This is a genomic window from Dyella sp., from assembly GCF_035508675.1.
GTDB lineage: Bacteria > Pseudomonadota > Gammaproteobacteria > Xanthomonadales > Rhodanobacteraceae > Dyella_B.
This window is the reverse complement of record NZ_DATJMN010000329.1, coordinates 1-18853: the sequence shown is the minus strand read 5'-3', so window position 1 is coordinate 18853 and position 18853 is coordinate 1. Positions and strand designations below refer to the sequence as shown.

19 protein-coding genes are annotated in these 18853 nt (G+C 63.7%); 5 read left to right on the top strand and 14 right to left on the bottom strand.

Annotation, left to right across the window (positions count from 1 at the left end; all coding sequences use genetic code 11):
• The first annotated feature begins 106 nt into the window (after nt 1-106).
• Nucleotides 107-742 carry a Pr6Pr family membrane protein gene (locus VMA74_RS17545; protein WP_325369304.1) on the top strand — a complete coding sequence of 212 codons (636 nt, stop codon included), beginning with the start codon at nt 107-109 and terminating at the stop codon, nt 740-742.
• Nucleotides 743-747: 5 nt separating this feature from the next.
• On the opposite strand, the gene VMA74_RS17540 is transcribed toward VMA74_RS17545, so the two are convergent.
• Genes VMA74_RS17540 through VMA74_RS17525 form a run of 4 tightly spaced genes read right to left on the bottom strand, consistent with a single transcriptional unit; the run spans nt 748 to nt 3779 of the window.
• Nucleotides 748-1920, bottom strand: coding sequence for a class I SAM-dependent rRNA methyltransferase (locus tag VMA74_RS17540; RefSeq protein WP_325369302.1), 1173 nt, complete (start codon nt 1918-1920; stop codon nt 748-750).
• A 12-nt stretch (nt 1921-1932) separates the two neighbouring features.
• Nucleotides 1933-2364, bottom strand: a complete 432-nt coding sequence (locus VMA74_RS17535) for a hypothetical protein (RefSeq protein ID WP_325369300.1) — start codon at nt 2362-2364, stop codon at nt 1933-1935.
• 24 nt (nt 2365-2388) lie between these two features.
• A complete protein-coding gene (locus VMA74_RS17530) occupies nt 2389-3336 on the bottom strand; it encodes a serine/threonine protein kinase (protein WP_325369298.1) in 948 nt (315 codons plus the stop codon).
• A gap of 2 nt (nt 3337-3338) precedes the next feature.
• A complete protein-coding gene (locus tag VMA74_RS17525; protein ID WP_325369296.1) occupies nt 3339-3779 on the bottom strand; it encodes a hotdog fold thioesterase in 441 nt (146 codons plus the stop codon).
• A 57-nt stretch (nt 3780-3836) separates the two neighbouring features.
• Between VMA74_RS17525 and VMA74_RS17520 the strand changes: the two genes are divergently transcribed.
• Nucleotides 3837-4904 (top strand): 2Fe-2S iron-sulfur cluster-binding protein, encoded by a 1068-nt coding sequence (locus VMA74_RS17520; RefSeq protein ID WP_414649631.1) that lies wholly within the window; start codon nt 3837-3839, stop codon nt 4902-4904.
• A 103-nt stretch (nt 4905-5007) separates the two neighbouring features.
• On the opposite strand, the gene VMA74_RS17515 is transcribed toward VMA74_RS17520, so the two are convergent.
• The 3 genes from VMA74_RS17515 to VMA74_RS17505 form a co-directional block, all read right to left on the bottom strand.
• The gene (locus VMA74_RS17515; protein ID WP_325369292.1) at nt 5008-5451 is read right to left on the bottom strand and encodes a rhodanese-like domain-containing protein; all 444 of its coding nucleotides are present in this window, start codon (nt 5449-5451) and stop codon (nt 5008-5010) included.
• Nucleotides 5452-5540: 89 nt separating this feature from the next.
• Nucleotides 5541-5951 carry a hypothetical protein gene (locus VMA74_RS17510; RefSeq protein ID WP_325369290.1) on the bottom strand — a complete coding sequence of 137 codons (411 nt, stop codon included), beginning with the start codon at nt 5949-5951 and terminating at the stop codon, nt 5541-5543.
• Nucleotides 5952-5976: 25 nt separating this feature from the next.
• Nucleotides 5977-6462 carry a YiiD C-terminal domain-containing protein gene (locus VMA74_RS17505; protein WP_325369288.1) on the bottom strand — a complete coding sequence of 162 codons (486 nt, stop codon included), beginning with the start codon at nt 6460-6462 and terminating at the stop codon, nt 5977-5979.
• 80 nt (nt 6463-6542) lie between these two features.
• On the opposite strand from VMA74_RS17505, the gene VMA74_RS17500 reads away from it, so the two are divergent.
• The 3 genes from VMA74_RS17500 to VMA74_RS17490 all read left to right on the top strand — a co-directional run bounded on the left by VMA74_RS17500 (nt 6543) and on the right by VMA74_RS17490 (nt 9869).
• A complete protein-coding gene (locus VMA74_RS17500) occupies nt 6543-7358 on the top strand; it encodes a uroporphyrinogen-III synthase (RefSeq protein ID WP_325369286.1) in 816 nt (271 codons plus the stop codon).
• 160 nt (nt 7359-7518) lie between these two features.
• Entirely contained in the window at nt 7519-8613 is a 1095-nt protein-coding gene (locus VMA74_RS17495) for a uroporphyrinogen-III C-methyltransferase (protein WP_325369284.1), read from the top strand.
• Nucleotides 8610-9869 (top strand): heme biosynthesis HemY N-terminal domain-containing protein, encoded by a 1260-nt coding sequence (locus VMA74_RS17490; protein ID WP_325369282.1) that lies wholly within the window; start codon nt 8610-8612, stop codon nt 9867-9869. Before VMA74_RS17495 ends, VMA74_RS17490 begins: the two co-directional genes overlap by 4 nt.
• 297 nt (nt 9870-10166) lie before the next feature.
• Here the strand turns inward: VMA74_RS17490 and VMA74_RS17485 are convergent, their stop codons facing one another.
• The 7 genes from VMA74_RS17485 to VMA74_RS17455 all read right to left on the bottom strand — a co-directional run.
• On the bottom strand, nt 10167-10865 hold the full coding sequence (locus tag VMA74_RS17485) for a response regulator (protein WP_325369280.1): 699 nt from the start codon (nt 10863-10865) through the stop codon (nt 10167-10169).
• Complete coding sequence (locus VMA74_RS17480) at nt 10862-13519, bottom strand: sensor histidine kinase KdpD (RefSeq protein ID WP_325369278.1); 2658 nt, start codon at nt 13517-13519, stop codon at nt 10862-10864. The genes VMA74_RS17485 and VMA74_RS17480 overlap by 4 nt, the downstream gene beginning before the upstream one ends.
• 97 nt (nt 13520-13616) lie before the next feature.
• Complete coding sequence (gene kdpC / locus VMA74_RS17475; protein WP_325369276.1) at nt 13617-14189, bottom strand: potassium-transporting ATPase subunit KdpC; 573 nt, start codon at nt 14187-14189, stop codon at nt 13617-13619.
• 71 nt (nt 14190-14260) lie between these two features.
• Nucleotides 14261-15997 (bottom strand): outer membrane beta-barrel protein, encoded by a 1737-nt coding sequence (locus VMA74_RS17470; RefSeq protein WP_325369274.1) that lies wholly within the window; start codon nt 15995-15997, stop codon nt 14261-14263.
• 77 nt (nt 15998-16074) lie between these two features.
• A complete protein-coding gene (locus VMA74_RS17465) occupies nt 16075-16278 on the bottom strand; it encodes a hypothetical protein (RefSeq protein ID WP_325369272.1) in 204 nt (67 codons plus the stop codon).
• Between the two features lie 12 nt (nt 16279-16290).
• On the bottom strand, nt 16291-18363 hold the full coding sequence (kdpB, locus tag VMA74_RS17460; protein ID WP_325369270.1) for a potassium-transporting ATPase subunit KdpB: 2073 nt from the start codon (nt 18361-18363) through the stop codon (nt 16291-16293).
• 59 nt (nt 18364-18422) lie between these two features.
• On the bottom strand, nt 18423-18853 hold a 431-nt coding region (locus VMA74_RS17455), incomplete at its 5' end, for a potassium-transporting ATPase subunit KdpA (protein ID WP_325369268.1).

Below are 18853 nucleotides of genomic sequence, written 5' to 3'. Positions count from 1 at the left end.
GGCACATTCCAGGGCTGCAAGCGCACAGTTTACGCGCAGCCGTATCAATCGCCGCGACGCTCCCGGCAAGTTAGTATCCGCGCAACGCCATCCACGGAGAGCTTGCATGCGCGTATCGACTGCCAAGGCACGGCTGCTGGTTGCGCTGATTGCCGTTATCGCCTGGTTTGGTGTGTTCCTGCAGCTCTACGTGTCGCTGCGCCTGACTGATGCGATGGGTATGAGCACCCCGCTGGGCTTGGCGATTTACCTCGGTTATTTCACGGTGCTCACCAATCTGCTGGTCGGCGTGGCGACCACCCTGCCGCTGCTGGCACCGCCATCGGCAGCGGCAGGATTCTTCGTGCGGCCGGCAACGGTCGGCTGGGTCACTGCCAGCATCGCCTTCGTGGGCATAGCCTATTTTGTATTGCTACGGCACGTGTGGGATCCGCAAGGCTTGCAGTTGCTGGCAGATGTGCTGATGCATTACGTGGTGCCAGCCTTGTGCGTGGTCTACAGCTTGATCGCGTTGCGCCGCGCGCCGTTGCACTGGACCTTGCCGCTTTGGTGGTGCCTGTATCCCGTGGGTTATTTTTTCTACGTGTTGGTGCGGGGCGTTTTCATCGGGCACTACCCGTACCATTTCATCGACGTGTCGCAGCTGGGCTATGCGCTGGTCTTGCGTAATGCGGTGGTGCTGTTGGCTGCTTTTTTTGGATTGTCGTACGTGCTGATGCTGGTGTGGCGCAGGTTGCGATAATGAGATCAATCCACGCGGCAGAAAACGGCCTTGAGGTAACGGCTTTCCGGCACGTCGGTGCGCACCGGGTGATCCGCACCAGCACCGCGCACTTCCAGGATCTGGATCGTGCGCCCGGCGTTGAGCGCCACACGGCGCAGCATTTCCAGGAAATCCGCTTCGCTGACCAGGCCGGTGCAGGAGCAGGTCAGCAACAGACCACCGGGCGGGATTACGTCCACTGCCAGCCGGTTCATGGCGAAGTATTTCTTCAGCGCATCGATCACCTTGGTGCGATCGCGCGTGAGTTTGGCCGGGTCCAGAATCACCGCATCGTAACGTTCGCCCCGAGCGATCGCCTGGCGCAGCCACTCGAAGATATCAGCCTGCTCGAAACGCACCGCAAGCTGGTTTGACTCCGCATTGGCGCGCGCAATCTCGAGGATGCCCGCATCCATGTCTACGCCCACCGCCTCGCGCGCACCGGCCGCCATCGCATGCACGGCAAAGCCGCCGGCGTTGCAGCACAGATCCAGCACGCGCCGGCCACGCGCCAGCTCAGCGAAGCGGCGGCGGTTTTCGCGCTGGTCGGCGAAGAAGCCGGTCTTGTGTCCGTAACCGGGCGCCGCGTGAAAGCGCAGGCCATGTTCATGCACTTCGATCGGGGCGGGCGCTTCCATCGGCCGGCAGTCGAAGGATTCTTGCTTCTGCACATGGCTTTCGGCGAACCAGTACAGCCGTGCGCCAGGAAATTGCTGCAGCAGTGCGGCGTGAATGGCATCGCGGAACTTCCACATGCCGGCAGCGAAATATTCCACCACCAGGATGTCGTTGTAGCGATCCACGATCAGGCCGGACAAACCATCGCCTTCGCTATGTATCACGCGCCAGGCGTCGGTGACGGCATCGAGCTGCAGCAGCTCACGCCGCCATTGGACTGCGCGCGCGATACGTGCGGCGATCCACGCTGCATCGATCGTTTCGCTCGGATCGCTGGTAAGCAGGCGCAAGGCGATACGCGCATGGCCGTTCCAGAAGCCGCGGCCGACGAAGCGGTCTTTGGCATCCATCACATCCACCACGCTGCCCGGCGGAATACGCGACTCGGGCTTGTGCACCTGTGCCGACCAGACCCAGGGATGGCCGGGTGTGCGGTCGGATTTAAGGCGGATAACGGGTAGTACGGCGGGGATATTCATCCGCGCATGATATCAGCGCAATTTGAGAATCAACCAGGACAACAACGCCAGCAGGTTCACGCCGAAGTACGACGTTGACGGGCCGCCAAACGCCAACCTCAATCCCTGGCTGCCGAAATGCCAGGCCAGTTCTGGATGCAGGTGAATGGTAGTAAACAGGTTGATGAAGCCGCCGCAGTGCAGGCCGTAACTGAAGATCGCCGTGCCGAGCACCGGCAGCTGCAGCAGTTGCGCAATGCTGGACAGGTGGATGCCGCGCTCGCTGTTTTCCAGCAGCAGCACGCCAGCCACCAGCACGAAGGCGTACAGCGCAAAGGCGATCAGCCCGATGGCCGCACTACGCAACGGCCCGAACGCCAGCAGTCCCGGCAACAGCTGCACCATGCCGTAGAAGCCACCGGCCACTTCCAGGATTCCGATCAGGCGAAACAGGATCTGACGCATGCAACACCCCAAAGAAAAAAACCATTATTCGAGTTCGTCGGCCTGTTCGTGCAGGTCCGTGATGTGCTGTTCCCACCAGCGCGGCTCGGCGGCGAACGGGAACGCCGCTGGGAATGCCGGATCGTGCCAGCGCGCCGCAATCCAGCCAGCATAATGCACTTGACGCATGGCCCGCAGCGCGGGGATCAACGCCAGTTCAGCGTGATCGAAATCACGCATCGACGTATAGCCTTCCAGCAGCGCTTCCATCGCGCGTTCGTCGTGCGCCAGCATCCATAGATCCTGCACGGCGGGCCCCATGCGCGCATCGTCGAGATCCACGAAATGCGGGCCGGCATCGGTCCACAGCACGTTGCCCGGATGGCAATCGCCATGCAAGCGCAGCCTGCGTATCGGGCCAACGGCGTCGAAGCGTGCGGCGATCAGGTGATCCACGCGTTCGACGGCGTGGCGGTAGCGATCGTTCACGCTGGGTGGAAGCAGCGTGGATGCCAGCACCGCTTGCATGGGCTGCGCGACCAAGGTGGTGCGATCGAGGTTGCCGCGGTAAGTAAAGCCGTGGCGTGCCCCGACGCCATGCATGCGCGCAATCAGGCGCCCGAGCCATGCCAGCTGGTCGCTCGATTCCAGAGAAGGCGCGCGCCCACCCTGCCGCGGCGACAACGCATAGCGAAAGCCATCGTGATGCAGCAGCGTGCGTCCCGTGAACGACAGGGGCGCGACCACGGGCAGTTCGGCTTCGGCCAGCTCCTGCGCAAACGCGTGTTCTTCAAGGATGGCCGCATCGCTCCAGCGGGCGGGACGATAGAACTTGGCGATCACCGGCCGCGCATCGTCCAGGCCGACCTGCCATACGCGGTTTTCATAGCTGTTCAAGGCGAGCAGGCGGCCATCCGGCCACAGGCCGCACGCGCTGATCGCGTCGAGCACCAGGTCAGGCGTGAGGCGCGCGTACGGCGTTTCGTTGGGCATGCTCAACGCGAGCCGACGGCCGTCGCCGGTACCACTGCCATCGTCAGCCGCGATATGCACACCAGCTTGCCGTCATCATCTTCGATGCGAATCTCCCACACCTGGGTCGAGCGCCCGATATGCAACGGACGCGCCGTACCCTTCACGCTGCCGCCGGTGACGCCGCGCACGTGGTTGGCATTGATGTCCAGCCCGACGGCACGTTCTTTTGTTGCATCCAGCGTGAGCATCGCCGCCGTGCTGCCGAGTGTTTCGGCCAGCGCCACCGAGGCGCCGCCATGCAGCAGTCCATACGGCTGATGCGTGCGGTGGTCGACCGGCAGCGTGCCTTGCAACCAGTCGTCGCCGATGCCGGTGAGGCGGATGCCCAAGGCTTCCATCAGGGTGTTGCGGCTCCAGCCGTTCAGGCGTTCGAGGCTGGTGTCCTGTTTCCAGATGGCCATGTGCGTTGATATCCGATGAGAAGGCCGCATTGTCCGCCGACCACCCCAGCGGCGACAATGCGCTCCGTGATTACTGTCACTCTTACAAACGGGCGCCGTTTCGACGTGCAACCCGGCGAAACCGTGCTGGAAGCTGCACAGCGCGCCGGGATTGCCTTGCCGTATTCCTGCCGCGCCGGTGTATGCGGCAGTTGCAAGGCCACGCTGCTGGCGGGACGCTGCCACTACCCGCGCAATCCGCCGGCAGCGTTGGATGTGCGCGACCGCGTGCAGCATGCCGTGCTGTTGTGCCAGGCCGTTCCGCTTACCGATTTGCGGGTGCAGGCGCGCGAAGTCACGTCGGTGGAGGACATCGCGCGTCGCCAGCTGGCGGTGCAGGTAAGCCGCAAATGGCAGCTTGCACCGGATGTGATCGGCCTGCATCTGCAGCCTGCCATCGGCGTGCCGCGGCTGAACTGGCTGCCGGGGCAGTATCTCGACGTGTTGCTGGATGAAGGGCGCCGCCGTCCGTTTTCCATCGCCAACGGACCGCAGGCCGACGGCGTGATCGAATTGCACGTGCGCCACGTGGCCGGCGGCGGTTTCACCTCGTGGGTGAGCGACGTGCTGAAGCAGGGCGATACGCTGCGCATCGAAGGGCCACTGGGTACGTTCGTGCCGCGCGAGGATTCGGAGCGCCCGATGGTCTTCATGGCCGGCGGCACCGGCTTCGCGCCCGTGAAGGCGATCATCGAGCATTTTCTGGCACTGGATACGCGTCGCTCGATCGACCTGTATTGGGGTGCGCGCAGCGCGGCCGACCTGTACATGCGCGCGCATGCCGAGCAATGGGCGGCGATGGCGCACGATCTGCGCTTCCACGCCGTGCTGTCCGATCCGGCACAAGCCAGCATGGCTGGTCTGCGCGCGGGCCTGGTGCACGAAGCCGTGCTGGAACATCACCCGAACCTGTCCGGACACGACGTCTACATGAGCGGACCGCCCGCGATGATCGATGCTGGACGCAGGCTGTTCGTCGAGGCTGGTTTGCCGGAAGACCGCTTGTATTTCGACTCGTTCGAGTATGCGCCGGATGTGCTGGCGCAGATTCTCGCCGGACGCGCGGGCATCGTCGTCGAAGGGTGAGGGAAGAGGCGCAGGCTGGGATGAAATCCCAGCTTTGATTGGCATGACGGTGCTGGGATTTCATCCCAGCCTGCATTTCATCCAGCCTACGAAATTCCAGGCGTCAGTTCTTGCCTTTCGCCACCGGCAACTGCGCCTGCTGCCAGGCCAGCACGCCGCCGCCAAGCGTGTAGACGCGAGTGAAGCCCGCCTTGATCAGCCGCTGCGCGGCGCCATCCGAGGTGCGGCCGTCCTTGTCCATCACCACCACCGGCAGTTCGCGCGCCTTCACCAGATCCTTGTGTTCCGGATCGAACTGGCTCATGGCCACATGCTTGGCGCCGGGCACGTGCATTTTTTCGAAATCGGCAATGGCCGATAGATCGATCAGCAGCGGGTTGTCGCGATTGATCAGCTGGGTGAGGCCCGCCGGTGTCAATTCCTTGTACTTGCGCAGCAGCACCATGACCTGGGTGACGAGCAGTGCGATCACCAGCGCCACGAACAGCAGGCACAGCACCAGATGGTTGCTCACGAACTGGGGCAGTTTGTGGAGGAAGTCGTTCATGCGGCTACCGGGCACCAAGGTGTGAAGGTAAACGGCGGATTATAGGCCAGTTGGCGCGATACCGTTCCCAGCCGTGGCTACCCGTAGTGCTACTGATTGAGATTCGGTATCCCCGTCTCCAGCCACCACTTGCCCTTGTCGGGGTCGTAGCGCCACAGCTGATGGTCGACGATGGTGCGTACCTCCTGGGTATGCAGGTTGGTCAAGCCGATGCGGACGGTTTGGCGCACCTCGTTTTCGCCCGCGGGCACGGGGCCGTTGCCATCGTCGTAATCGTTGACCTGCACTTGCTTGAAGCGCTCGAGGTCAAGTTCGGTGATGGGATGGGCTGCGCGCAGTTTCGGGTCGACGAACATCTCGGCGGCCTCGAAACCATCCCAGCGCACCGTATTGGCGTACGCAATCATGGTGTGGGCGAGCGTATCACTGCGCCGGTCGGTGGCGCAGCCGGACAGCAGCAACATACTCGACAGCAGGATCGGGCCGACGATACGACGCATAAAGCCATTCCCCTTCAAAGGTGGCCTATTCTGCCGCAGCCGTGCGGCGCTTCGCCACGAACTGCGCCGCAAGCGTGGCCGCCGGTTTGCCGCTTTCGCCGGGTACCTGGCAGGTCACCGCGATGCGTGCGCGGTTGCGGGATGAGAGCGTGGCGAAGAAAGTTTCCCAACGCGAGCCCTCGGCAGGCTGCGCTTGGGCCTGGAAATCGCTCCACACCGGCTCGAGGTAGCGCACCGTGGATTCGCCCACGTACACATCGCAATCCTCGCCGCGTTGACGCAGCGCCAGCTCGACCACTCCCCAGCCGGCTAGCGTCATCAGGCTGGTGAGGCTGCCGCCGAAGGCACAACCTTTGTCGTTCACATTCGGCGCCAAGGGGCAGTTCAGCACCAGTGTTTCGCCGTCGTAGCTGCCGAGTTCCAGGCCCATGGTGTGGGCGAGGGGGATGCTGTCACGGATGAAGGTCACCAGGGCCTGTGCGGCAGCGGTGGGGGGATGGGCTTGGTTCATCGGGGAATTGCATGGGGAGGGGCGCGACAGTGTAGACGCTACACTCGGTGCCGTACCGGGATAAGGATCAGGTCAGAGCCATGACTCGCCCAAGCCATGAGGCCCGCCAGCTTGTGGGATGCACGGTCATTATCACCCGTCCGGCCGGCACGGGTACCGCGCTGGCCAACAAGGTCCGCGCGCTGGGCGGCGCGCCGTTGCTGTTGCCCGGCCTTTCCCTGCGTGCCGCCCCTGATACGCAACACGCACGCACGCAATGGCTGCAAGCCCAGCACGACGACGTGCTGATCTTCACCAGTCCCGCCGCCGTGCGTTATGCCTTGGCGCTCGCGCCCATGCAGCAGGCCCATGGCGCGGTCATCGCCGTCGGCCGGGCCACGGCGCGTGCGTTGCAACGGCATGGCATCAACGCGCAAGTACCCGCCTCGCGCCAGGACAGCGAAGGAGTGCTGGCGCTGCCGCCACTGCAACACCCGCGCGGCAAGCGGGTGGCCTTGGTCGGCGCGCCCGGGGGACGCGGCCTGATCCAGCATCAGTTGGCCGAACGCGGTGCAAGGCTGTGCGAGGTGCACGTCTACCGGCGCGCTGCGTCCAGGTTGACGCGGCACCACCACGGGGCCGTGCAACAACTACCTGCCACGGCCTGCGTCCTGCTCTCCAGTGCCGAAGCTCTGCAAAATCTCCAAGGCCAATTGCCGGCAACGGCATGGGCACGGTTGTGCCAAGCCATCGCCGTGGTCAGCAGCGAGCGGATCGAAGCGGCCGCCAGGGCTGCTGGATTCCTGCGCATCCACCGCGCCGCATCGGCCAATCAGGCGGACCTGCTGATGGCCGCCTGCCAGGCCATTCACGCCTATCCGCAGAGCCGGTCTAAAGTCTCTGCGCAGCCCTCGTAACGCTTGAGCGGCCGTCAGGCGACAGCGCGCGGCTTGACCAGCCAGCCAGTCTGGCGCCACACCACGCACCGCCGCCTGACGACCGCTCAAACGCTACGTGAACGACCCAGAAACTTTAGACAGGCTCTAAGTGAACGCCACAGACTGCTAGCATGCGCGCATGAGCCAGGACGATCTCACCCCCGACGTACGCACCTCGCCCGACCCTGCGCGCAGCAGCCGGCCCGCGCCACCGGCACGCCCGCGCGGCGGCGCAGTCGCGCTGGCCTTGCTGCTGGCCCTGATCGCCATTATCGGCGTCGGCTACATCGCATGGCGGCAGTGGCAGTTGCTGCACATCAACGCGCAGGCACTGCACACCACGGCCACGCTGGAAGAGCGCGTCAACACGATGGAGCGCCAGCTGTCCAGCACGACCAGCCAGGGCAACCTGTTGTTGCAGCGCTTGAACGACGCCGACCAGGTCAACCGCTCCCTGCGCGAAGAACTGCTGTCGCACGACCAGCGCATGCGTGATCTAGAAGAGGCTGTCGGCAAGCTCTCCGAAAAGACCCTTTCCGGGCAGGACGCCATGCGCCTGGATGAAACCGAATCCCTGCTGCGCATGGGCGCCGAGCGCTACAACCTGTTTCACGATGGGCGCGGCGCTGCGCAGGCTTTCGCACTGGCCGGCCAGACGCTGGCCGGCGTCACCGACGATGCCTTCAAAGGCGTGCAGCAAAGCATCGATGCCGAGCACGAAGCGTTGGTGAAAAGCCAGGCCTCCGATCCGGCGCAACAGCTCGATAGCGTCATGCAGCTGCGCAACGACGTGCCGCATCTGCCGTTGAAGCCGCTGGATGAGTCCGGTCCGCAGGAAAACCAAGGCGCCTGGTCGCGCATCTGGCACGCATTGCGCAACGTGGTGCAGATTCACCGCGACAACGGTGCGCCGATCGACATGGCCGACGCTCGCATCGCACGCGAACTGGTGGCGCTCGATCTTGCGCAGGCACAGGCTGCGTTGCTGGCCTGGGATAACGCTGCCGCCACCGCTTCGCTGCAGCGTGCGGATGCCGGCTTGACGGCGCAATTCGACCCGCAAGCGCCTGCCGTGCAGGAGGCGCATCAGCGTATCGCTGCGTTGCTGGCCCAGCTCAAGCCTGGCGTGCCGGTCAAGCTGGGCGCCGCGCTGGGTGAGTTGCGCAACCTGCGCGCCGTGCATGCACTCGCACCGGCGACCGAGAACGCACCCGCCAACGGGGCCAAGCCATGAAGTTGTGGCGTTGGATCCTGGCGCTGGTGATCGTTGCCGCGCTGGCGGCGTTCGGCTGGCATTGGGTGGCGGAAGATCCCGGCTACGTACTGGTCCGCTTCCATGGCTACACCCTGCAGACCAGCCTGCTCGCCGCCGTGGTCATCCTGGTGCTGGCGTGGATAGTGATTGTCGCGCTATGGCGTACGGCGCGCTGGCCGTTCGGCGCGTACTCGCGCCGCCATCAGCGCACCAGCCGGCAACGCCTGACGGATGGATTGACCGCCCTGATGGAAGGCCGTCATGGCGATGCCGAGCGCGATCTGCATCGCGCTTCGCGCCTGGATATGCTGCGCGGTCCGGCCCTGCTGGCGGCAGCGGAAGCAGCCTCGCGCCGGGGCGAACAAGGGCGTGCGCTGGAAGCCCTGGATCAAGCGGCGCAAGTCGCACCGCGCGCGGCCCGCGTCGTGCGTGCCCGCGTCTTGCGCCGCGATGGCAAGCCGGCCGAGGCGCTCGCCTTGCTCACACCCGAAGCCGACAACGGCAACCTGAGCCCGGGTGGTTGGCGCGAACTGGTGCTTGCCGCCGTGGCCGCCGGCGATACGCGCCGCGCGCGCGCGGCACTGGAACCGCTGCAGAAAAGCGGTGTGATGAGCGCGCGTGCCTACAGCGCGCTGGAATCCGTGGTGCTGGTGGCAAGCATTCAAGCGGCCGGCGACGGCGCTGTATTGAATACGCTGTGGTCGCAGCTGCCCAAGGCGCAGCGACGCGCGCCGGCCGTGGTCGATGCGTATGCGCGCAAGGCCGCGAGTTATGGCCTGGCGCTGCCGGCGATGGATGAAGTCGAATCCGCGCTGCGGCGGGACTGGTCGCCGCAGCTGGTGGAAACCTACGGTGCGCTGGCCGGCGACGATCTTGATGCTCGCCTGCGGCGTGCCGAAGGCTGGCTGGATGCGCACCCCAACGATGCAAGCCTGCTGTTGGCCTTGGGTCGCATGGCGGTGCGCCTGCAGCTGTGGAGCAAAGCACGCCAGTACCTGGAGCGTTCGCTGGCACTTATGCCGAGTGCGAGTGCGTGGGAGAGTCTGGGCGATACCTACGCGGGGCTGGATGATGCGGCGCTGGCGCAGCGCTGTTATCGCAATGCCATTGCCTTGGCGCGCGGCGATGTGGTCGAACCGCTGCCTGAAGGCACTGTGGTCGGCGGACGATTGGATACGCGGCCGATCGCGATTGAAGAGCGCGACGTGCATGGGGTGCCGCGGTTGAAGGAGTGACGGTGCAACTTCGAAGCGTGTCGTCATTCCGGCGAAAGCCGGACGCAGTGCGAAGCGAACCACCCAGCGACTTGCAAAAAGCCAAAGTCACTGGACCCCGGCCTTCGTCGGGGCGACGAATCGGTCGTGTGAAATTTATCGGGTGAGGTGTGGGCTTGCGATGGGGGGCAGATGCTTGTTTAGCGGCGTAGGTTGGGGTGAGCGGCACGCGAACCCCAACGTTTCTGCATCCTGCCTGCATGCCATGTTGGGGTTCGGCTGCGCCTCAGCCCAACCTACGCGGAATTTGCGCGGTATTTATCCGTTTCCTGCCAAGAACCGATAGCCCACGCCCGGCTCCGTCTTCAACCACCGTGGCGTTGCCGGATCATCGCCCAGCTTCTGCCGCAACTTGCCCAATACGATGCGCAAGTAATGCGTGTCGTGTACGTGCGTGCCGCCCCAAACCTCGCGTAGCAACTGCTGCTGGCTCACCACGCGCCCGGCATGCCGCACCAGCATCGCAAGCACCGCATATTCCTTGCGGGTCAATGCCAGCGGTTCACCGTCCAGCGTCACTTCGCGCAAGCCAAGATCGATATGCAGGCGGTCATCTTCATAGCGGGGCAGTACGTCGGTCGAGGTCACGCGATTGCGCAATAGCGCGCGCAGGCGCGCCATCAGTTCCTGGATGCCGAACGGCTTGGTCATGTAGTCGTTCGCGCCGGCATCCAGCGCTTTCACCTTCTCATTCTCCGCATCGCGCACGGAAAGCATCAACACCGGTACCTGCGTCCATTGCCGCAATTCGGCCAGCACGTCGTGGCCTTCGCGATCGGGCAGGCCGATGTCCAGGACCACCACATCCGGATTGCGCGTCGCTGCCAGCGCCAGGCCTTCGGTTGCGTTGGCAGCAAGCAGTACGTCATAACCCTCGGCGCGCAAACCGATATCGAGGAATCGGCGGATCTGCGTCTCGTCGTCGATGACCAGTACGCAGGGATTGGAGGCCGTCATGGCGATGGAGGGGCCGGCAATGGGAGACTGATGCGAATGGTGGTGCCAACGCCGTTGCCCGGCAAGGCTTCCACGCTGCCGCCGTGCGCGCCGATCATGCCGCGGCAGATTGCCAGGCCCAGCCCGGTGCCTTGCGGTGCGCGATCGCCGCGCGCCACCGAATAGAACATGTCGAAGATGCGTGCGCGCTCTTCTTCGGGAATGCCCGGGCCGCGGTCGACCACGTCAATGAACAAGCGATCGCCCGCCACGCGCACGATCACCTGCACCGGCTCGCCGGGCGGCGAGAAGCGTGCGGCGTTTTCCAGGATATTGAACAGCGCCTGCTCGATCAGGGCCGGATGGACGAACAGCAACACGGTTTCGTTCGGCAGTGTCGTATCCACGCGCAGCTCCGGAAACAGCTTGCGCACGCGTGTGATGGCCGAGGCGACGATTTCGGCGGCATCGGTCCAGTCGCGGTTGAGCTTGAGCGTGCCGTGGCCGAGGCGGGTCATGTCTAGCAGATTCTGGATATAGCGATCCAGCCGCTGGCCCTCGCCGAGGATGGCGTCCAGCAGTTCCTGCCGTTCGTCTGCGGGCAACTGCGGCCAGTAGTTGGACAGCGTGCCGGCTGAGCCGATCATGGATGCCAGCGGCGAGCGCAGATCATGCGAGACGGAGGAGAGCAGGGCATTGCGCAAGCGCTCCGTTTCGCCTTGCACGCGCGCACCTTCCAGTTCCGAAGCGAGCCGCGCACGTTCCAGCGCGTGCCCAATGTCCTGCACCATCGCCAGCGCCAGGCTGCGCCGCTCGATGTCCGGCGAAACATGGTTCTCGAAGCGCAGCGCCGCCACCCCGAGATGATGGCCCTCCGCACCCAGCGGCAGCATCCAGCAGCGCGCCGCGTTGAGCGTATCGGTGAACCGGCCGGCCGGTTCGGCATGCTGTTCGCTCCACTCTGCCGCGGCAAGATCCTGCGTGGTCAGGGTAAGCGTGCGCGAACTGTTCGTTGCGATCTGCAAACGATGCTCCACATCACGTGCGAGCAGGGCAACCTCGCAACGCAGGGCGTGCGCAAGGGCGGCAGCGCCCACGCCGCGAATGCCGTCGGCATCCGTGCTCGTCGACAGCCGTTGTCCGAGCGTGAGCAGCGCATGGGTGTAATCGTGCGCGGCGCGCAGCGATTCCACCTGGCTGGCCAGGCGTGTGGCGAGACGGCTACATATCAGTGCCGCCGCAAAGAACAGCGTCACCGTCAGCACGTCGTCGGAATTGGCGATCACCAGCGTGTAGCGCGGCGGTGCGAAGAAGAAGTTGTAGCCGAGAAAGCACAGGGTGGCCGTATAGACCGCCACGATCATGCGCGTGCGCACCGCCACCATCATCACGCCGGTGAGGAAGATCAGCGCGAGATTGGCGATCGACAGATAGCGGTCGGCGATGAAGGCCAGCCCGATCGCCACCGCCGTGACGACCGTGGCGAAGATGTATTCGTCGCGACGCCCGTACATGGGCATCAGGCGCATGCGCTTGCGCGCCCGCACGCGTTCGACGGGTGTGGCGATGATGGTCAGTTCCAGGTGCGCGCCACGGCGCAGCAATTGCTGCGTCAACGAGCGGCCGAGCATGCGTGCAACCAGCCGTTCGCGCGTGCGGCCAAGAATGATCTGGCCGACGCCTTCGCGATCGGCATGCACCAGCAGTTCGTCGGCAATCGCGTGTCCGCGCAATACCGAGACATCGCCGCCCAGCCGCCGTGCCAGGCGCATCGCCGTGTCGATGCGTTCGCGCCGCGCCTCGTCCAGGGGGGCGCCGGTATCGACGAACACCACGGTCCACGGCGCGCCACGCCGTTCGGCAATGCGCCGCGCAACGCGCACCAGGTACTCGCTTTGCGCATGGCCGTCGATGGCCGCCATCACGCGGCGACGCACCGGCATCTTGCCGCCGCGCGCCAGCATATGTTCGCGCAGGTCGCTGTCGACGTGGCCGGCCACCGTATCCACCGCCAGCTCGCGCAAGGCGCCGAGATTGGTCGGGGAGAAGAAGGCGTCGAGCGCAGCGGCTGCCGTCTCCGGCACGTAGACCTTGCCTTGCCGCAAGCGCTCGATCAGCTCGCGCGGCGGCAGGTCGACCAGCACGATGTCGCGGGCGCGATCGAGGAAGGCGTCCGGCACGGTTTCGCGCACGGTGATGCCGGTGATGCGGCGCACCTGGTCGTTGAGGCTTTCCAGATGCTGCACGTTGAGGGCGGTGTATACCTCGATGCCCGCGTCCAGCAGCTCGACAATATCCTGCCAGCGGCGCTCATGGCGGCTGCCGGGCACGTTGCGATGGGCCAATTCGTCGACGAGCAGGATGTCAGGCTTGCGCGCCAGCGCGGCATCCACGTCGAACTCGGTGAAATCACGCCCCTGGTAGTTCAGCGTGAGGCGCGGCAATACTTCCAGTCCTTCCAGCAGCGCGGCCGTTTCGGTGCGGCCATGCGTTTCCACCAGGCCGACGACGACATCCACACCCTGGCGCTTCAGTTCGCGCGCAGCGGAGAGCATGGCGTAGGTTTTACCCACGCCAGGCGCGGCGCCGAGAAAGATTTTCAGGCGGCGGCTGCTTTCTTCCTGCACGACATCGAGCAGGGCATCGGCGCGGGCATCGCGGGAGGGGTCGGTCATGGCGGCATCTTATCTCGCATGTCTTTCGGAGCGCGTAGGTTGGGGTGAGGCGCAGCCGAACCCCAACATCAGCCTGCCCGTGGGACCCCGATCTAAGTCAGCGCCATTGATCCAACGCCAGATTCAACGTCAGCACATTCACCCGCGGCTCGCCCAGCAAGCCAAGTTGCCGCCCTTGGGTGAACTTCGCCACCAGCGCCTGCACCTGGGCCACGCTTACGTGCCGCTCGCGTGCCACACGTGCCACTTGATATTGCGCCGCCGCCGGGCTGATGTCCGGATCGAGTCCGCTGCCCGACGCGGTCACCAGATCGGCCGGCACCGGCGCGGTGTTGCCTGGATCGGCCTTGCGCAGCGCATCGATGCGCTGTTGCACAGCATCGCGCAAGGCCGTGTTGGACGGCCCCAGATTGGACCCGTTCGACCCTGTGCCGTTATACGGCTGCGGCGTAGTGGCCGAAGGACGGCCCCAGAAATACTTGGGGTCGTCGAAGTACTGGCCGATCAGTTCGGAACCGATCGGCTTGCCGTTGCGTTCGATCAGGCTGCCGTTGGCCTGGTGCGGGAACAGCACCTGTGCCACGCCCGTCGCGGCGAGTGGATAAACCAAACCCGTGATGGCCGTCATCACCAGCAACATGGTTACTGCATTGCGAATCAACCTGCTCATGACATCACCGCCAGTTGGGAAATCAAAAAAGCTAACAGACCATCAGCACTGTCTCGTAAACGGGGGCTTGCTCAAAAATGAAAGATGATGTCACCGGACAGAATCGTCTCGTGGGACTTGTTCGGAGCAATGCCTGCGTTTGAGTTTCCGTTGAACGCTTTGCCGTTTAGAGAATGGTACGTAGCGATTTCTGGCCGTACTTCGAGTTGAGGCGAGAACCAGTGCTGCCAGCCAATCGCGAAATTCACATAACGGGTTGCTACGCCCGTACGTTGGCCATTCTTGTCCCAGTAGTATTCGGGCCGGAACGAAAAATTGTTCATGGGATCCGGGCTGTAGTTGAGATAGGCAACGGTAGCCAGCGTGGAGGCCCGGCACGTCAACTCCGTAGCGTTGCGGCAAATTGCCAGATCGGGGGCGTTGTACGGGATGAATCGTGACGAGAACGGCGCGCCCCCGTTGGCATAGATGGTTTGCACATCGCTATTGAGCGCGTTGGGAACGCGGTTCTCATAGAGGTCATAGGCCTCGTAAGAAACATGCCAATGCGCATCGAACGTATGGTAGAACGTGAAGCCATACCATTGCAGATTGTTGTAACCATATCTTCCCGAATTGATGGCATCCGCGCATGGCATGAAGTCGGTCTTGCCATCGTCGGTGAGATAGCGAATGCATGCCGACACCGACGGCATGGCACCCGGATCCTTCTTGAAGGTCTTGTTCGGATAGAGCGGGTTGTATCCAACGTCGCCGGGACCGGTACCAGGGACGTTCGGATACGGGTTGTCCCACGTCTCATTCAAGTGCGTCGGAAATGCCTCAGTACCGTCCGTCACGCCGAGTAGCACGGTCCAGTTCTTGTTGACGGCCACGGTACCTTCCAGGCCGGTGTTGGTATAGTTATCGAACGAATAGGCCATCGAATGCGTGTACATGTAGTTGTTTGGGGCTAGCTGCGCTTCGATATCTGGTATGGAAATGAAGCGTCCAAAACGCAGTATCAGACCGTCGGCAACCCAGGGAATGTAGATTTCGCCATACACCATCGGGAAGTCGTAGCCATTGACCTTGTTTTCCTTCAGCAATTGGTAGCTGGCCAACCCATACGCCGTCGTGTAGCGGTAGTTTTCGCCATACAACACCGAAAGGCGCATGCCCCAATCGATGTGGTCGGTCTGCACCGTGTCCGGGAAACGGTCCAGATACAGCACAGCCTGGTCAAATTCAAATGTATTCGGCGTATACAGATACGCCGCTGGCGCATTGCCACCGGGCTTCGTCGTACTCGTGCTTAGGTTGCCGCCACCATTGACCCAGCCATAGAGCTGGAAATTGTTCCTAGTGAGCCATTCGCCGAAAGCGGTGTTGCCCAGTGCCGTCATCAACGGACTGTCGACCGAATTCGGGCGCGTCACACCGAGTGATGTGGCTCCGCCGTACGGCCACTCGGTAAACGGCATGGGGGGCGTTGTCTGCGCGGCCGCCGGCCAATCTGCTCGCCTCGATGCAGGTGCGTTCGGGTCCGTGGGAGCCGTTGCCTGGCCCCACTCGAGCTTGTAGTAGTTTGTCAGGCGTTCCCAGAAACCCGTTCCCAGATAGCCATTGAGGCAGTCGAAATTCTTGTAGGGGTCGCAGCCGCCGCTGGGTTCGTGAGCGGGTGCCGAAGAGGCCGCCGGCGCGCTAAGCGCGGACTGTGGTGCTGCCGCCATACCCGTGCTGCCCATGGCGGCGGTCGCTGCCATCGCATACCCGGTCGGAATCATTGCCAGCAAAACAGCGGCAGCCAGTGCGTTCTTGTATCGCATGAGTTGTCCTTGCACTCCGGCATCGCCGGACTTTCTTTTGAGTTAAATAGTTGATGGAAAACCGAGTGGCGCGGCTGTCAAATGCCGGCGTAGCCACTGAGTACGTATTCGTCTTCTGCCGTCATCTGCGTATCCGGCACCAGCGCGGAGCGCTCCCTGGGCTGGCCATGCACTGGCAGTTCGATTACCACATCGCAATCGGAGTCGTTGGACGAAACGCGCAGTTCCATATGCGGGCGGGTAGCGTTTGGCAGTGACACGGACAGTTTCAGGGTTTGCATAGCGATGCCTCCTCAGGCAACACCAAACAGGACCAGCAGCATGTCGATCAGCTTGATGCCGATGAACGGCACGGCGATGCCGCCCAGGCCGTAAACCAGCAAATTCCGGCGCAGCAGCTGGCCCGCACCCAGCGCACGGTACTTCACGCCTTTGAGCGCCAGTGGAATCAGGAAGATGATGATCAGCGCATTGAAGATCACCGCCGACAGGATCGCGCTCTGCGGCGTCGCCAGCTTCATCACGTTCAGCGTATTGAGTGCGGGATACGTGGTGGCGAACGCGGCCGGGATGATTGCGAAATACTTGGCCACGTCATTGGCGATCGAGAACGTGGTGAGCGAGCCGCGCGTGATCAGCATCTGCTTGCCGATCTCCACCACTTCGATCAGCTTGGTGGGGTTGGAATCCAGATCCACCATGTTGCCGGCTTCCTTCGCCGCCTGCGTGCCGGTGTTCATCGCCACCGCCACGTCGGCCTGGGCCAGCGCGGGTGCATCATTGGTGCCGTCGCCGCACATCGCCACCAGGCGGCTTTCGGCTTGCATGCTGCGGATCAGCTTCAGCTTGGCTTCCGGCGTGGCTTCGGCGAGGAAGTCATCCACGCCCGCTTCGGCCGCAATGGCGGCGGCCGTCAGCGGATTGTCGCCGGTCACCATCACCGTCTTGATGCCCATGCGGCGCAGCTCGGCGAAACGTTCCTTGATGCCGCCCTTCACGATGTCCTTCAGTTCGATCACGCCTAGCGCGCGGTCGCCTTCCGTCACGATCAGCGGCGTGGCGCCGCGGCGTGCGATGTCTTCGGCCAGGCGCTTCACCGCGGGCGGCAGGTGGCTGCCAAGGGCGTCGAGATAGCGCTCCACCGCATCCAGCGCACCCTTGCGGATGCGGCGTTCGCCCATGTCCACGCCGCTCATGCGCGTTTGCGCGGTGAAGGGCACGAACTCGGCGTGCATCGGCTCCAGTTCGCGCTCGCGCAGGTTGAAGCGCTCCTTCGCCAACACCACCACGCTGCGGCCTTCCGGCGTTTCATCGGCGAGTGAAGCCAGCTGCGCCGTGTCGGCCAGCGTGCGTTCCTCGATGCCTGGTGCCGGGTGGAAGGCGACCGCCTGGCGATTGCCGAGCGTGATGGTGCCGGTCTTGTCCAGCAGCAGCACGTCCACGTCACCGGCCGCTTCCACCGCACGGCCGGAGGTGGCGATCACGTTGGCGCGAATCATGCGATCCATGCCGGCAATGCCGATCGCCGACAGCAGCGCACCGATGGTGGTGGGGATCAGGCACACCAGCAGCGCGATCAGCACGGTGAGCGTGATCGGATTGCCCTTTCCAGCAACCTGCACGCTATAGATGGAGTAGGGCAGCAGTGTGGCGCAGGCCAGCAGAAAGATCAGGGTGAACTTGGCGAGCAGAATGGTCAGGGCGATCTCGTTCGGCGTCTTGCGGCGCGAGGCGCCTTCCACCATCGCGATCATGCGATCAAGAAAGCTTTCGCCCGGATTCTGCGTGATCTTGATCACCAGCCAGTCCGACAGCACGCGCGTGCCGCCCGTAACGGCGCTGCGATCGCCACCGCCTTCGCGGATCACGGGCGCGGATTCACCGGTGATGGCGCTCTCGTCGACGCTCGCCGCGCCGATCAGTACTTCGCCGTCGCCAGGAATCTGTTCGTTTGCTTCCACCAGCACGAAGTGTCCGGCGCGCAATTCGTTCGACGGCGTGAAGACGATGGCAGCATCGCGCTTGGGCTCCGCCAACTTCTTGGCGATCACGTCCTTGCGCGTGCTGCGCAATGCAGCCGCTTGCGCCTTGCCGCGGCCTTCAGCCAGCGCTTCGGCGAAGTTGGCGAACAGCAGGGTGAACCACAGCCACACCGTCACCCAGAAGATGAAACCGGTGGGTGCTTCGCCGTGGCCGGTCAATGCCTGAATCCATAGCAGTGTGGTAAGCACACTGCAAACGAACACCACGAACATCACCGGATTGCGGAATTGCATGCGTGGCGAGAGTTTGCGGAACGCATCCGCCATCGCCTTGGTGATCAAGGCCCGATCGAAAGTGCGGACCGCGTGGGCGTGGGAAGTCATGTTCTGTTAGCTCCGGTGTCGTCTTGCTCCCTCTCCCGATAGAGAGAGGGAGCAAAATCTCAATGTGCGGCCATCAGGTACTCGGCGATCGGGCCGAGCGCCAACGCAGGCAGGAAAGTAAGCGCGCCCACAATGATCACCACGCTTGCCAGCAAGGTGACGAATAGTGGCGTATGCGTAGGCAAGGTGCCCGCCGAAGTGGGCACGTGTTTCTTCGCAGCGAGCGAACCGGCCAGCGCAAGCATCGCGATCGCCAGCGTGTAGCGCGAGAGAAACATGCAGACGCCCAGCATCACGTTCCAGAACGGCGTATTGGCCGACAGACCGGCAAACGCGCTGCCATTGTTGTTGGACGCCGAGCTCACGGCGTACAGGATTTCGCTGAAACCGTGTGTCCCTGGATTGCCTACCGCCGATGTGCCGGCGGGCGTCATCACTGCGACGGCCGTGCCCACCACCACCAGCGCGCAAGGAATCAGCACAGCCAGGC

Excerpts from the sequence above, each read along its gene's own strand:
- VMA74_RS17540 (WP_325369302.1), bottom strand. The coding sequence starts at position 1,920 with ATGAATATCCCCGCCGTACTACCCGTTATCCGCCTTAAATCCGACCGC.
- VMA74_RS17545 (WP_325369304.1), top strand. The coding sequence starts at position 107 with ATGCGCGTATCGACTGCCAAGGCACGGCTGCTGGTTGCGCTGATTGCC.
- VMA74_RS17515 (WP_325369292.1), bottom strand. The coding sequence starts at position 5,451 with ATGAACGACTTCCTCCACAAACTGCCCCAGTTCGTGAGCAACCATCTG.
- VMA74_RS17480 (WP_325369278.1), bottom strand. The coding sequence starts at position 13,519 with ATGACCGACCCCTCCCGCGATGCCCGCGCCGATGCCCTGCTCGATGTC.
- kdpB (WP_325369270.1), bottom strand. The coding sequence starts at position 18,363 with ATGACTTCCCACGCCCACGCGGTCCGCACTTTCGATCGGGCCTTGATC.
- VMA74_RS17535 (WP_325369300.1), bottom strand. The coding sequence starts at position 2,364 with ATGCGTCAGATCCTGTTTCGCCTGATCGGAATCCTGGAAGTGGCCGGT.
- kdpC (WP_325369276.1), bottom strand. The coding sequence starts at position 14,189 with ATGAGCAGGTTGATTCGCAATGCAGTAACCATGTTGCTGGTGATGACG.
- VMA74_RS17495 (WP_325369284.1), top strand. The coding sequence starts at position 7,519 with ATGAGCCAGGACGATCTCACCCCCGACGTACGCACCTCGCCCGACCCT.
- VMA74_RS17485 (WP_325369280.1), bottom strand. The coding sequence starts at position 10,865 with ATGACGGCCTCCAATCCCTGCGTACTGGTCATCGACGACGAGACGCAG.
- VMA74_RS17520 (WP_414649631.1), top strand. The coding sequence starts at position 3,837 with ATGCGCTCCGTGATTACTGTCACTCTTACAAACGGGCGCCGTTTCGAC.
- VMA74_RS17530 (WP_325369298.1), bottom strand. The coding sequence starts at position 3,336 with ATGCCCAACGAAACGCCGTACGCGCGCCTCACGCCTGACCTGGTGCTC.
- VMA74_RS17470 (WP_325369274.1), bottom strand. The coding sequence starts at position 15,997 with ATGCGATACAAGAACGCACTGGCTGCCGCTGTTTTGCTGGCAATGATT.
- VMA74_RS17505 (WP_325369288.1), bottom strand. The coding sequence starts at position 6,462 with ATGAACCAAGCCCATCCCCCCACCGCTGCCGCACAGGCCCTGGTGACC.
- VMA74_RS17525 (WP_325369296.1), bottom strand. The coding sequence starts at position 3,779 with ATGGCCATCTGGAAACAGGACACCAGCCTCGAACGCCTGAACGGCTGG.
- VMA74_RS17500 (WP_325369286.1), top strand. The coding sequence starts at position 6,543 with ATGACTCGCCCAAGCCATGAGGCCCGCCAGCTTGTGGGATGCACGGTC.
- VMA74_RS17490 (WP_325369282.1), top strand. The coding sequence starts at position 8,610 with ATGAAGTTGTGGCGTTGGATCCTGGCGCTGGTGATCGTTGCCGCGCTG.
- VMA74_RS17465 (WP_325369272.1), bottom strand. The coding sequence starts at position 16,278 with ATGCAAACCCTGAAACTGTCCGTGTCACTGCCAAACGCTACCCGCCCG.
- VMA74_RS17510 (WP_325369290.1), bottom strand. The coding sequence starts at position 5,951 with ATGCGTCGTATCGTCGGCCCGATCCTGCTGTCGAGTATGTTGCTGCTG.